The sequence below is a fragment of the uncultured Paraglaciecola sp. genome (genome assembly GCF_913058035.1).
Classification (GTDB): Bacteria; Pseudomonadota; Gammaproteobacteria; order Enterobacterales; family Alteromonadaceae; genus Paraglaciecola.
Genome location: NZ_CAJXPA010000002.1, coordinates 1 through 14,380, shown reverse-complemented (window position 1 = coordinate 14,380; position 14,380 = coordinate 1). Strand labels below are relative to the sequence as shown.

9 protein-coding genes are annotated in these 14,380 nt (G+C 38.4%); 3 read left to right on the top strand and 6 right to left on the bottom strand.

Features of this window, described 5'->3' with window-relative positions; genetic code table 11:
- The first annotated feature begins 24 nt into the window (after positions 1-24).
- Positions 25-2,022, top strand: coding sequence for a tetratricopeptide repeat-containing sulfotransferase family protein (locus tag QZ562_RS00450; RefSeq protein WP_293755430.1), 1,998 nt, complete (start codon positions 25-27; stop codon positions 2,020-2,022).
- Positions 2,023-2,622: 600 nt separating this feature from the next.
- On the top strand, positions 2,623-3,723 hold the full coding sequence (gene hppD / locus QZ562_RS00445) for a 4-hydroxyphenylpyruvate dioxygenase (RefSeq protein ID WP_293755428.1): 1,101 nt from the start codon (positions 2,623-2,625) through the stop codon (positions 3,721-3,723).
- Positions 3,724-4,430: 707 nt separating this feature from the next.
- Here hppD and lysC read toward each other — a convergent pair.
- The 4 genes from lysC to QZ562_RS00425 form a co-directional block, all read right to left on the bottom strand.
- On the bottom strand, positions 4,431-5,783 hold the full coding sequence (gene lysC / locus QZ562_RS00440) for a lysine-sensitive aspartokinase 3 (protein WP_293755566.1): 1,353 nt from the start codon (positions 5,781-5,783) through the stop codon (positions 4,431-4,433).
- A 200-nt stretch (positions 5,784-5,983) separates the two neighbouring features.
- Complete coding sequence (locus QZ562_RS00435; protein WP_293755426.1) at positions 5,984-6,436, bottom strand: DUF192 domain-containing protein; 453 nt, start codon at positions 6,434-6,436, stop codon at positions 5,984-5,986.
- 521 nt (positions 6,437-6,957) lie between these two features.
- On the bottom strand, positions 6,958-9,771 hold the full coding sequence (locus tag QZ562_RS00430; protein ID WP_293755424.1) for a bifunctional aconitate hydratase 2/2-methylisocitrate dehydratase: 2,814 nt from the start codon (positions 9,769-9,771) through the stop codon (positions 6,958-6,960).
- A gap of 468 nt (positions 9,772-10,239) precedes the next feature.
- Positions 10,240-11,370, bottom strand: coding sequence for a PQQ-dependent sugar dehydrogenase (locus QZ562_RS00425; RefSeq protein ID WP_293755422.1), 1,131 nt, complete (start codon positions 11,368-11,370; stop codon positions 10,240-10,242).
- A 128-nt stretch (positions 11,371-11,498) separates the two neighbouring features.
- Here QZ562_RS00425 and QZ562_RS00420 point away from each other — a divergent pair, with 128 nt between their 5' ends.
- Complete coding sequence (locus QZ562_RS00420) at positions 11,499-11,957, top strand: hypothetical protein (RefSeq protein ID WP_293755421.1); 459 nt, start codon at positions 11,499-11,501, stop codon at positions 11,955-11,957.
- Positions 11,958-12,219: 262 nt separating this feature from the next.
- Here the strand turns inward: QZ562_RS00420 and QZ562_RS00415 are convergent, their stop codons facing one another.
- Both QZ562_RS00415 and QZ562_RS00410 read right to left on the bottom strand, forming a co-directional pair.
- Positions 12,220-12,708 (bottom strand): RNase H family protein, encoded by a 489-nt coding sequence (locus tag QZ562_RS00415; protein ID WP_293755419.1) that lies wholly within the window; start codon positions 12,706-12,708, stop codon positions 12,220-12,222.
- 468 nt (positions 12,709-13,176) lie between these two features.
- Entirely contained in the window at positions 13,177-13,737 is a 561-nt protein-coding gene (locus QZ562_RS00410) for a demethoxyubiquinone hydroxylase family protein (protein ID WP_293755417.1), read from the bottom strand.
- Between the last annotated feature and the right edge of the window lie 643 nt (positions 13,738-14,380).

Below are 14,380 nucleotides of genomic sequence, written 5' to 3'. Positions count from 1 at the left end.
GATTTAATCATCTGGAGGTAGTACGTGGAAAAAAGCGTCAATGAACAAAGCAGTAAAAGCCACATCAAGATTGACGATATCAAACGTGCATTACAATCAGGCGATATCAACAAAACCATATTACTATCGAAGCAAGTACTGGACACTCAAGATAATAATCAAAACAACCTTCAAGAAAAAAATGAAGTGTTATATCTTTTAGCCGTTTCCCAGCGCACTAAAGGTTTGATTAATGAAGCAAATGAAACAGTCAAAACACTTATCGCTGCAGATCCCAATCACGCACGTGCTCATCAAGAAAATGGCTACTTATCACTGAGTGAGGGCAATAAGTCCAATGCAGCAACAGCATTTGCCAAAGCCACTAGACTTAATCCCGCATTATTATCTAGTTGGCAAAAATTAGCTCCTCTTTACCATGATTTAAATCATATCGAAGGACAGAAATTTGCAACGCAACGGATAGAGTACCTGATGCAGTTACCTGCAGAAATTCGTGGTGCTCAAGATCTTATGTATGAGGGCAAATTAGGCCTAGCAGACATCATTTGTCGACGTTTTTTGCAAAAACATAAACATAATGTTGAAGCCATGATGCTACTGGCTGAGGTTGGTATCAAATTAAAACTTTTCCATGAAGCCGAATTCATATTAGAAAGCTGTGTTGAAATACACCCAAAACATGGAGCCGCAAGAGCTGAATTTGTGAAGTTACTATCTAAGCTAGGTAAATTTAGTCAAGCTAAAATACAAGCTGAAATTTTACTAAACGAGTATCCAAATAATCATCAATATCTAGCAGCAAAGGCGAGTGCAATGGTAGGTATTGGTGAAGTTGAAGAAGCTATTAATCTATATCAACAAATTATCAGTAAACGCGATGAGCGACCCGGTATACAACTGCTACTTGGACACGCCTACAAGGCAAATGGCAACATTGATCAAGCGATAGCAGCTTATCAGCAAGCTTACAAAATACGTGCTGATTTTGGTGATGCTTACTGGAGCTTAGCCAATACTAAAACATACCGGTTTACAGATAAAGAATTAGTCCTGATGAAAGCCCAACTGGATAGAGTCGAAATCGATCAAGATGATAAGGTTCATCTTGAGTTTGCGCTCGCTAAAGCCTATGAAGATCGCAAACAATTCGACACAGCCTTTAGTTATTATAAAAATGGTAATGCTTTAAAAAACCAAAGCAGTCATTATTCACAGACTAATGTAAGCGAACAAGTTGCAGCTCATAAAGCAGTGTTCACTAAAGATTTTTTCACCACGCATCAAAATATAGGCGACCAAGCTGCGGACCCAATTTTTATAGTTGGGCTTCCTAGAGCTGGCTCGACATTATTAGAACAAATACTTGCATCTCATTCGCAAGTAGACGGTACCATGGAGTTGCATGATGTCCTGGGGTTGGCAGCAAAACTGAGTGGTAACAAAAGCGGTTATCCCAATGTTGTCAATGAAATAGACCCGACATATTTCGCTCGTTTTGGTAAAAAGTTTATTGAAGACACCCGCTCCTATCGTCAAGGTGCAGCATTTTTCATTGATAAGATGCCAAATAATTTTATGCATATTGGCCTAATTAAATCCATATTACCCAATGCCAAAATAATTGACGCCAGACGTGACCCTATTGCTTGCTGTTTCAGTGGTTATAAGCAGTTATTTGGTGAGGGGCAAGAGTTTTCGTATGACTTAGATAATCTTATCCACTACTATCAAGCATACCAATCCCTAATGACACATTGGGATACCGTGTTGCCGGGATATGTATTAAAGGTTCAACACGAGGACGTGATAGACGACCTAGAGACCCAGGTCAGACGTATTTTAAATTTTTGTCAATTACCTTTTGAGTCATCTTGTTTGCATTTTTATAAAACAAAACGCACTATAAAAACGCCTAGCTCAGAACAGGTCCGTCAACCTATTAATTCTGCAGCAAGAGAACAATGGAAAAACTTTGAAGCACATCTCTCTGTACTGACCAGTACTTTTTCAACCAACTAGAACACTCGAGTTTTGGTCTTTGACTAAACATGCAAATTGAGTATTCATGAATAGAAGCTTGTACCTTGGCCTACCCATTGTTTTTGTGTTGATAATAGCATTAACGTGATCGGCCATCGCATTCCATTTCACTCGAGAAAACCTCAAATAGAGCATCATTGCTCACTCATTGTTAGTCTAACAATAATGCTTTCAAGAGTTGACTGTTTTTTAAACTAGACCAGGGTCTGGCCAATTATAGTGAGAATTAAATAGGATAATTTATAGGGCATAGTCCTTACTATTGGAAACATACATGGCTGTGCTGAGGAGTGTTTACCGATATTAAGGCCAGGCTTGTGTCAATTCTATGTATCAAAATGATTACACTTACGTATCAAAATAATTACATTTACCTGTTTTAATCACAATCACTACTTACTCTTAAAAATGCCTTTCTCGAAGATTTTTTATTAAAATGCAGAAAACTTAGTGGTATCCGATTTGGCGGATTGTCCGCTTGAAAGATTAATTTATTAACATTGTCTAACAACATAAATTAGAGCTCCTAAAAAAGGTCTACCTGTATTAGATTTTAGACATGACTAAAGAGAGTAAATAATGGCAGACTTATTTGAAAATCCAGCGGGCTTAGATGGATTTGAATTCATTGAATTTTCTTCCCCAGAAAAAGGACAATTAGAAAAAGTATTTACTGTAATGGGATTTACTCAAATTGCTAACCACCGTACCAAAGATGCTCAATTATGGCGTCAAGGTGGTATTAACTTAATTGCTAACTACGAGCCAAAATCAGCGGCGTGGTATTTTGCCCGTGAACATGGACCGTCTGCATGTGGAATGGGATTTAGAGTAAAAAATGCAGTGCAATCTTATAACCATTTATTAGCACAAGGTGCAGAACCTGTTGTTGTTGAAACAGGTCCTATGGAACTTCGCTTACCCGCCATTCGCGGAATTGGTAACGCTATTATCTATCTGATTGACCGCTATGGTGATGAACTTTCTATTTATGACATAGACTTTGACTACATCGATGGTGTTGACCGCAACCCAGTAGGCGCCGGTTTTAACGTGATTGACCATTTGACACATAATGTTTATGGCGGTCGTATGGAATATTGGGCTGACTTTTACCAAACACTATTCAATTTTCAAGAAGTGCGTTTCTTCGATATTAAAGGTGAATATACGGGGTTGACGTCTAAAGCATTATCCGCGCCTGATGGCAAAATTCGTATTCCTTTGAATGAAGAAGGTGAAGGTGGTAAGGGGCAAATTGAAGAGTTTTTGCGTGCCTTCAACGGTGAGGGTATTCAACACATTGCATTCAGTTGCGACGATTTAGTTGCTTGTTGGGATCGATTGAAAGATATGGGCATGCCATTTATGACCGCACCTCCTGCAACATATTATGAATTACTTGACGGTCGATTACCGAATCACGGCGAACCTGTGGAGGAGCTGCAAACACGCGGAATCTTGATGGATGGCACCACAGAAGATGGCCCAAGATTACTGCTTCAGATATTTTCTGAAACCCAATTAGGTCCGGTATTTTTTGAGTTCATTCAACGAAAAGGTGATGATGGCTTTGGCGAAGGTAATTTCAAAGCATTATTTGAATCGATTGAACGCGACCAAGTTAACCGTGGCGTTTTGAATACAAGTAAAAAAACTGAAGAAAAAGAGGGCGCATAAGTCCACGATACCCATGGAATCATCTTTAGCATACAACCTATCTGTAATGCTAAAGATGTACTGGGTGCGCATTTTCAAAGACCATTAGCAAAATATCACGTATCTTTTACTCCTCTTTGTGTTACGTACATTTATAGATGAGAAATGCATAATTGTTTGGGCAGTCCTGAAACATTGTCTAGTGGCGACTCGATATTATGGAAAGTCGGGGCTCACTCACATAGCCGCACAGCTCGCCCAAGAACATGGGTTTAGCGACATCGACGGCAAGCAACCACGCTCATTGTCAGCAGCAATATAAAATCTGAGTTGACTTACACACTCGTCATAATCTAACACCTAACATCTAAAAATGTATTTGAAAAATAATACAAAGTGTAGAATTAATATCACCACTAGCTTCGAGTTCTTAAAAATATACTCCGTGTGTCGATATCCCACGAGACGAAGACTTAGTCATGTTTCATTGGTCCTAATCATTGACTTGTAACCCTCAACCGCAACAGTTGACACAACATATCTTTGAAGATATTAAAGATAATCCGTAGTGGGAAACACACAGGTTTATTTCATGAGAACTGGTTTGAAGAAACTCGTGTCAAAAACTAACAAGCGGACGCTGCGTTGGATATCAGCATGCAAAGAATTACTCTCCATGCCTCAAGTCATAAAAATTAAAACTCGTAGCTCGCCACTCGAAGCTGTATTTATTCGAACAAAGCACTATGCAACGCACAAACAACATCCTTACTGTCAGTATCATTTACTAACAAAGAAAGATTATGCGGGTTTGCTCCGTAACAAATCATCCGTAAATTGTAGTCAGCCACCGCAGCAAAAATCTTACTGGAAACCCCGGCAGCGCTGTGCATATTATTACCAACAACAGTCACTAGGTCATAGTTTTCTTCGATTAACACATCACAAAACTGGGTCAACTCTTCAATTGTCTCTTGATTGAGACGTTTCAGAACAGAATTAGCGGGGTTATCAAGAGTAAACGATACGGAAATTTCTGATGTTGTGATGAGATCAACACTGAGTTTATGTTCGGCAATAATAGTAAACACTTTTTGTAGGAAACCTTGGGCATACATCATCTTAGGGGTCTTAACTGTGACCATAACTTGTTCTTTACGACGAGTAATAGCGCGATAAGAAGGTTCAGTTTCACAGTCTCTGATAATCCAAGTACCACCCTTTTCAGGCTCTTTACTGGAGCCAACAAACACTTTGATATTTTGTCTAAGTGCAGGCTCCATAGTAGCAGGATGTAATACCTTGGCACCAAAGGTGGCCATTTCAGCAGCTTCTTCAAAGCTGAGTTCTGGAAGGGGACGCGCTGCATCACTGATCCTTGGATCGGTAGTATATACACCAATTACGTCTGTCCATATTTCGCAAGTCTGAGCACCTAATCCCTCAGCCAATAAGGCAGCAGTAAAGTCTGATCCACCTCGTCCAAGAGTAGTGGTATTACCTTGCGAGTCTGAGCCAACGAAACCTTGGGTAACGAGCACTGTGTCTTCTAATGAAGGTAACATGAGTTGTTTGGCCGCTATGCTTATCTGTTCTAAATTAGGTACAGCTTGACCAAAGGTACTATCAGTCTTAAGCACATTACGCACATCAAAGTTTTCAGCTTTTACGTCAAATTGCTTTAATACTGCACTGAACAGCAATGAAGACATTCTTTCACCATGAGATAACAAAGCGTCTTTTAAATCAGCTCGATGCAGCATTTCTTCGTGTAACGCTAAATCTGATAATGAGCTTTGTAATTGTTGTAATTTTGGCTCTACTTCATCGACGTTTTCTAATGCCCGTAAAATAGCTTTTTGAATACTGTCAATTTCAGATAACTTTTCTTTGATCTGTTGTTTTGACATGGCAGTGTGAGCAATATCGACTAACAGATTGGTTACACCAGCTGATGCGCTGACAACCACCACTTTTGTATTTGGGTTATTTTTAATGATTTTGGCGCAGTTTTGCATGGTGGCAAAATTTGCCACACTGGTACCACCAAATTTAGCTACATTAAGATTATTCAATACAATGTTACTCACTATTTTTTTAATTATTGATCTAAATTCTAATACTCACAAAAATAGCAGTTTTTGTTTATACTTTAAAAGTAAAAGTACACGCATGGGTCAGTTTTTTTGGAATAGTATATTCGTCTTGCTTTGGAAAATTTAGGAAAAAGCGCAGTCAAATTTGAACCACTGTTCAGTCTAGAGATTGCGAAACAGGTTAACTATGGCTTGTTATTGAACGGAATAATCACAGTATCCCCTACTTTAATACTAGTTCGGGCAAACCAACCTTGATTCATTTCCCAAGCAAAAAGTACCTGCTCTGATGAACTTGTGGTCGTTAAGTCATGAGGCTGCATAGCTTTGATATCAGTAATTTTTCCATCTGCACGAATAAAAGCGACATCAAGGGGAATAATAGTGTTTTTCATCCACATCCCGGCGCGTTGTATTTTCTTAAAGTGGAATAACATGCCACAGCTGTTACACATTTCTTCTCTATTCATCAAACCTTGAGCACGTAACTCAAACGTGTCGGCATACTCCAAGGTGTATACCTGTTGTTTAACCTTTACTTGAATTTGGGGAAATATGGTGTCTGCTTGTTCAGCAAAAACTAGATTAGAAACGATGGCAAGTATAAATACTACTGAGAGAGAACGAATTTTAAACATGTCTTTTGATTATGTAATAAGAATAATTCGTCAAGAATACCGTTTTTTGTATGAACAGCCTATTTCTTTATCGCTAATTTGACACGCCTGAAAACCTTCTTAGACATATCTAAGCTGAAAACCTGTATCCTTGAGCATTAAATTTTACCTAGGTATCGGCATCGTTAACTATCGCACTGCTCGCTACTTATATTAAATTACTTTCATTTCGTCCATTAAATAAGCAAGCAATATAATATTAATTGAACATTTCATTATTCATTCTGAACAAAGCTGTTAATCCGCTTAAGAATAAAACACATAAAAAACCGTCACACCTACAAGAAGGACGAAGGCAAACTAAAGATATGTTCTATTTGAATAAAATGTAAATACTGAACACTTGTAAGTCTTTATTAATATTTTAGCTCACTAAACGGCGTAACGAGCCTTAATAAAAAGGATGAAAAAATTAAGGTGGGCTGTTTTAATTAAAACAAGCCTTAAGGCTTGTTTTAATTAAGTGTGTTAAATAGACAAACCTAGATTGGATCAGCAATTTTAACTGGCACAGCCTTAGCAGGCGGTGTAGTAAGTTGCTCAAGTGGAGGAGCAAAATCAGTTAAATTGATGCCTTCAACCGCTTTTATATATTCCTCTAAAGTAGGTGTACGACCTAAGATACTAGACAAAACAACCACTGGTGTTGAAGCCAGTAATGACTCACCTTTCTTTTCTGTAGAATCTTCAACAACACGACCTTGAAATAAACGCGTTGAAGTAGCTAGTACGGTATCGCCTTTTTCAGCTTTCTCCTGGTTTCCCATACATAGATTGCAACCAGGACGTTCTAGATACATGATGTTTTCGTATTTTGTACGCGCTGAGTTTTTAGGTATAGCGTCATCAAATTCGAAACCTGCATATTTTTTAAGCACGTCCCAATCACCCTCAGCTTTAAGCTCATCAACAATATTATACGTTGGCGGTGCAATCACTAGCGGTGCTTTAAACTCAACTCTGCCATTTTGCTTTTCTATATTTCTCAACATTTGAGAAATAATTTGCATATCACCTTTGTGGACCATACATGAGCCAACAAACGCTAAATCAACTTTTTTGCTCCCCTTATAATGCGAAACAGGTCTGATGGCATCGTGAGTGTAACGTTTTGAAACATCAGGATTGTCAACGTCGGGATCAGCAATCATAGGTTCGATAATTTGGTCGAGGTCTACGACTAATTCCGCAAAATATTCTGCATTATCATCTGGTCTTAGGGCTGGTATTTCCCCTGATTTAATATCAGCAATTCGTTTGTCTGCTACATTAATCAGTCTCTGAAGCACTTGAAGTTCATTGTCCATGCCTTTATCGATCATGATTTTAATGCGGCTCTTAGCTATTTCTAGTGATGCAATTAAGGTGTCATCTTGAGAAATGCAGATGGAGGCTTTCGCCTTCATTTCAGCTGTCCAATCGGTAAAGGTGAAGGCTTGGTCTGCTAATAAAGTACCAATGTGGACTTCGATTATTCTTCCTTGAAAAACATTATCACCAAATTTTTTCAACATTTGAGATTGTGTAGCGTGCACTACATCACGAAAATCCATGTAGCTTTTCATATTACCTTTGAACGTCACTTTTACAGACTCTGGAATAGGCATGTTCGCTTCGCCAGTGGCCAGAGCCAATGCAACCGTTCCAGAATCAGCACCAAACGCAACACCCTTTGACATTCTAGTGTGAGAGTCACCACCAATAATGAGCGCCCATTCATCAACAGTAATGTCATTCAGTACTTTATGAATAACATCTGTCATAGGTTGATAAACGCCTTTAGGATCGCGAGCTGTAATGAGACCAAACTTATTCATAAAACTCATCAGCTTAGGAATATTAGCTTGCGCTTTGGAATCCCATACCGAAGCAGTATGGCAACCCGATTGATAAGCACCAACAACAATAGGAGAGATCACCGTTGCGGCCATAGACTCTAATTCTTGAGATGTCATTAAGCCGGTTGTATCTTGAGAACCTACAATATTCACAGTGACTCGAACGTCAGAGCCAGCATGAAGAGCTGTTTTTGAAGTAACGCCTACTGCATTTTTGTTAAATATTTTTTCAACGGCAGTTAAACCTTGGCCTGCATGAGAAACTTCTTTAGAAGGTGCATATACTGACTGCAACGTTACGCCAAGAGTTTGAGCCGCGAAGGTTTGTAACTTTTTACCAAATACAATGGCGTAAGATCCACCTGCTTTCATAAACTCAACTGATTGGGGTGTGAATGCTGAAGCTATATCAACCAGTTCTTTATCACCGTTGTATAACTTTTTCTCTTTAGTATTGATGGTAAGCACAGTACCGGTTTCTACCGAGTAAGTTTGCTCAAGAACAGGATCCCCTGATTCATTAAGTATCGGCTTGCCGTCAGCATCAAGTTTTTTAACCCAGTTTTTAAGATCCAAACCAATACCGCCAGTCACACCAACGGTGGTTAAAAAGATAGGTGAAATACCGTTTGTACCTGCAACAACGGGGGCAAAATTCACGAAGGGAATATATGGACTCGCTTGTTTACCGGCCCACAAAGCAACGTTGTTAATACCAGACATTCTAGAGGAACCTACACCCATCGTCCCTTTTTCAGCAATTAACATCACTTTTTTACCAGGATGTAGTTTTTGGAGTGCTTGGATTTCATCTTGAGCAGCAGGGGAAATAAGACACTTACCATGCAACTCCCTGTCTGAACGAGAGTGGGCTTGATTACCAGGCGATAATAAATCCGTAGAAATATCACCTTCACCGGCGATGTACGTAACCACATCAATTTCTTCATCTATTTCAGGAAGTGATGTGAAAAAGTCAGCTCTAGCATAACTTTCTAAAATATCTTTAGCGAAGGTATTACCGGCTTTAAAGGCATTTTCAAGACGGCTCATATCTGCTTCGTATAAATATACTTGATCCTTTAATACTTCTGCTGCGTGTTTTGCCAATACCTCGTCGTCAGATAACGCTAAATCCAGAAGTACCGCGACTGAAGGTCCACCTTTCATGTGAGATAACAACTCAAAAGCAAACGTTACTGTGATTTCTTCAACAACGACTTCACCTAGAATGATTTCTTTTAAAAATTTAGTTTTTACACCTGCTGCGCTCGTTGTTCCAGGCAAAGTGTTATAGATGAAAAAATGAAGCGAATCTTCTCTATGCTCATGGTCCGAGTCTTTAATTTGCTCGATAATTTCCGCTAATAACTCAGCACCATCAATCGGCTTAGGCGCCAATCCTAGATCTTTCTTACGGCTTTCAATTTCTTTAACGTATTCTAGATACAAACTCATATTCAACTCCCAAGGGCAATTACATGCTAATAATATGATGATTAGCAGGGTGAAACTTTATCGATAGTTTACCTAATTTTTTATTCATTAAGCATCTTTTGGTAAAATAAGCGCTATACATACAAGCATTCTTTAAGTAAGCAGTTTATTTTCCAACGGGTGATGTTTTAATTTAGCTCAGCTAAGCTGGCGACTTACACAGCGAACAACTCAGACGGTATACTTTTAGCGGCACGTTTTGCAACGTGTTAATGAGAGGATCCTGTCACAACTTATGGCCTCAAGTTGACTCCAAAAACAACAAAAATACTGGATCACAGAATACATAACAAACATTATAAAGGTTATTACCCAAAAGTGAAATTGACCAAACCTTCTGTTTATTTATACTCGGTATTTATTTAATTGATAAGTAGAGTCATTTCCTGAAGGAAATTCTATTTTTCATGTATCAACACCCAATTTTTTTTATTCATTTTCACTTGGGATAATGCGAAGAACCTTACCGTTTTCACTGTCAGTTAATATATAAATTGAACCATCAGGATGCACACGCACATCACGAATTCTTTGCTCGAGTTCTTTAAATAATGATGTTTGACCGACTACTTTAACCCCGTTCATTTGTAGCCATCTCACTTCTTTAAACTTTAAAACGCTAACCAACAGATCACCATTTAACTCACTAAACAGATTACCTTGGTGAACTGCCATACCCGAAGGAGCAATAGAAGGCGTCCAATCTAGTCTGGGCTGCTGCATATTAGCATATTCGGTAAAAGGGCTAATGCGAGAGCCGATATAATCTAGTCCTCTAGTGATAACGGGCCATCCATAATTGACCCCTGCTTGAATAATGTTCAGTTCATCGCCACCATCTGGTCCGTGTTCGTTTGAAAAAATCACATTACGTTGAGCATCGTAAAGTATTCCTTGGTGGTTTCGATGCCCATAGCTAAAAACATAATTATTTGGCGAATCAGGATTTTCAGTCACAAAAGGATTATTGGTTGGCGCGCTGCCATCGTCATTAATTCGAATTGTTTTGCCAAGCAAACTATTTAATCGCTGAGCATCTTCACGGTAATCAAAACCATCGCCACTGGTAATAAGCAAGGTTTTGTCAGGTAAAAAAGCCATTCGTCCAGCAAAGTGGACAGGCGTCGACTTAAAAGGTGTCACAGTGAACACAACCTTTTTTTCCGTAAGCTTATTATCTATTAGTTTTGCTCGCACAACTTGTAAAGCATTTTTGTCATCATCACCCACGGCATAGGAAAAATACAGCCATCTATTTATTGAAAAATCGGGATGTAGAACGACTTCTAACAATCCACCCTGCCCTTCAACATAAATGTCAGTTGGCAAACCAGTAATAAGTTTGGAAACATCGCTGTCCGTTATTTTTATTAGCTGCCCAGTTCGCTCAGTTACCAATAAACCTCCGTCAGGTAAGAAGGCTAACGACCAAGGATAATTTAAACCGCTAGCGACTTCCTGTATTTTATAACTGGGAAATGGTGGCGGTTGCGCCGCAAAGCTATAGAAATGGGTGCTTAAAAATATAATTAGCCCAAAAATAAAAACCCGATATTGCATAGGTGTATCGTCTCCAAATTAAATTAAGATAAGGATAACGGATGTTAGTTCTATTGATATTAACATTCAGTTCCCTCATTATCGCCGTATTCTATATCTCGCATCAAGATTAAAATAAGTAATTCATTATGAAATTAAATTTTTACCTTAGGCTTTGCACGCATTTTCTGGTTGCAGTGATTTTTGCATTTGTTGCAGCAAGCTTGTTCCATAGCCAATTTGTGATGGCTGAATTAAGCAAGGTAGGAGTGGAGATTTTGTTCAAAGATCGCCTGAGCATGAGTATAGATGACTTATTAGGCCTGTATCCTACTTATGGGATAGTAATAGCGGTTAGCTATTTTATCTCTTTTATTTTGGCAGGCCTACTAATCAAACGGTTCAAGTTATCTCCTTACATTTTGTATTGTTTGGCGGGAGGATTCTCAGTGACGGTGGCACTCCTAGCTATGCACCCTATTCTAGAAATCACCTTATTAGCTGGAGCTCGCAGCACTTTTGGCTTTGTATGCCAGAGTATAGCAGGAGCGATGGGGGGAGCTTTATTTGCAACTTTCAGGAGAGAGCAGCACGTTATTATTCAGTAAAATTGCATAACTTGGATGGTGTCTGATGGCATGGTCAGACAGTTTAAATTGTTTGTTTGTTTGATTGTTTGATTGATTGTTTGATTGATTGTTTGATTGTTTGATTGTTTGATTGTTTGATTGTTTGATTGGCAAATAATACCTTGGCTTTATTCCGGCTTTGCTATGAATTTACAAAATTTTTAGGATATTACTTCGGGTAATATAACATTTTAAAAAGATACGTTGGGTTTCATAGCAACGAAATAATAAAAAAGACATGTTAAAACTCCTCTCGCAACGCTCGCCTAGATGCTTTATCAACCAAACTGAACAGTCTATTAATATCATCTTTATTGCCAGATTTCTGATGGCCAGCTACCTTCACTAATTCACACTTTATACTAGAAATTAATCGGTAAAACTCTTGATACAATTCATGGTTATTTAGTTTCTTATTTTTAACAGAACAATAATCATTGCGTTCTAGACCACTACGCCTGCCTGGCAAACCAATAATGTTTTGGGAGTCACTATAAATGGTTATCGTGATATCACTTTGCTCATCCAAAACAATCATTTCGTCCAATGCCCATAATAAGGTTTGCAATTCCAACTTAGTCGAACTCGTTTGTTCAAAACGTTTGGTTTTCACCTTATCTTTAAGTGTTTCTATAAGCTTGCACTCTTCATTCACAACAAGATAAGCACCGTATCCCACTTTTAATCGAGTATTGACACTAGCGTCTGTAAAAAGCTGCAAGTGGGGCATTGTTTCTCCTTTCAAAAATACACTTAATTTTGATTTTTATAACATATTACGTGCATTATTGAGAGGAACGATTCGACTTCGTTTGCAGTGAAAATAGCCGATAACTTGGCGTTTGAGCAAGTTTTACATTGAATAAATAGAAACGTGAGTGCTAATAATGGCAACAAAATTTATTTTTATTAAAAAACTATGAGTGAACTAAAATTTTAGTCTTGGATGTGTTTACTCATTAAAGAAAATCATGGGCTTAATGGTAACCCTGAGGTTTAATGACGTTTTATCTGCTTCCACGTCCCTCCGTATTGATACAGCGTTTGGGTTTTTACTTTAGTTTGACAGTCAGAGCAGACAAGTAGCCAGGGCTCTGATTGTTGCAGTCGGACCCTGTAGAGTACAGCTTCAAGTTTTTCACAATAATCGCACTGTTTTGGTTGACGCTTTCTTTGTGACTTTCCCATAGATGCAATTTTAAAGTAATTTAGCGACAGCAACAGCGTATTGTGAGCCTGTGCCCACCAAATTACCCCAAATGCGCATGGCTAAACCAGGTTTATTTGTCATCCCATTAAGTGCTTCATCTCTGTGGGACTGCTCATCCAAATTACACATTTTCATCATTGATATGATTTCGTCTTTTTCGAGAAACTCAAGTTTTGACAAAGCATCTATTTGTTGTCTGTAATGAACATCAACGAATGACTCGACTTTGTAAATGGTGTAATAAACCCAATTTTTTCCAAGCAACATCGACATTACACCCATCATAAATCCAGCAAACATCCACAAAATTAACAGAGCACTTCCTCTGAAACGATGAATAAGATTTTCGAATTGAATCAGATGGTCTTTTTCAGTTGCTAAATGATGCTTCGCAAACGTATCGATTTCGGCGTCTCGTTTAAAACGATTGACAAGCAATATGCCGCGATATATCCACACTGCTCCGGTTTCTCCTGCATGGCTTGCGCGAAGTTCAGCACAAATTGAATGCGCGTATCGTGTTTTGTCTAAAGCGCTCACGCTATTCATCTTCTTTTGTCCCCTGGCTGGGCAAATTCACAACGATTTTTTTGTTTGTTAAAGAAATGATGCCAATACTAAGGACGGCTATCATCGATATTGCTAAACCCACGACTATATACGCAACCCACGGTGAACCCATACTCTTCCCTTAAAAACATTACCAACAATGTACAAACTTACGTTTTATGAAAGAAGAGGATCATTCAAAGATTTATGTTTGTATGATTGTTTGATTGCTAAACAAAATATTGGCACAGAGGTTTGCATTAGGTATCAGTTGCAGTAGTGAGAGTCGCATACTGCTCACCATTTTCTCGAAATGATGGTGCTGATGATGGTGCTGATAATGTTGATGTTAGAAAGTTAATGACTGATAAGATGTCCAAGTACCTGTTGATTAATCTTAATGTAGCAAAAAATATTAAAAGCATGGATAACAGATAGATAGTTACTATAAAGCGATTGGCAAACGTTCTGTATAAAAAAGTCGGATAAATATCAGCCATTGTCGATTCTTCAACAGATACCTCAATCGACCTAAGTATTGAGATGTGTATCAAATAACTTAAAAAACCTCAAAAAATAATAATTTTAAAGACACTTTTTGACTTATCTTAGAATAAGGCAGCCAAAATAAACCTTATAATTG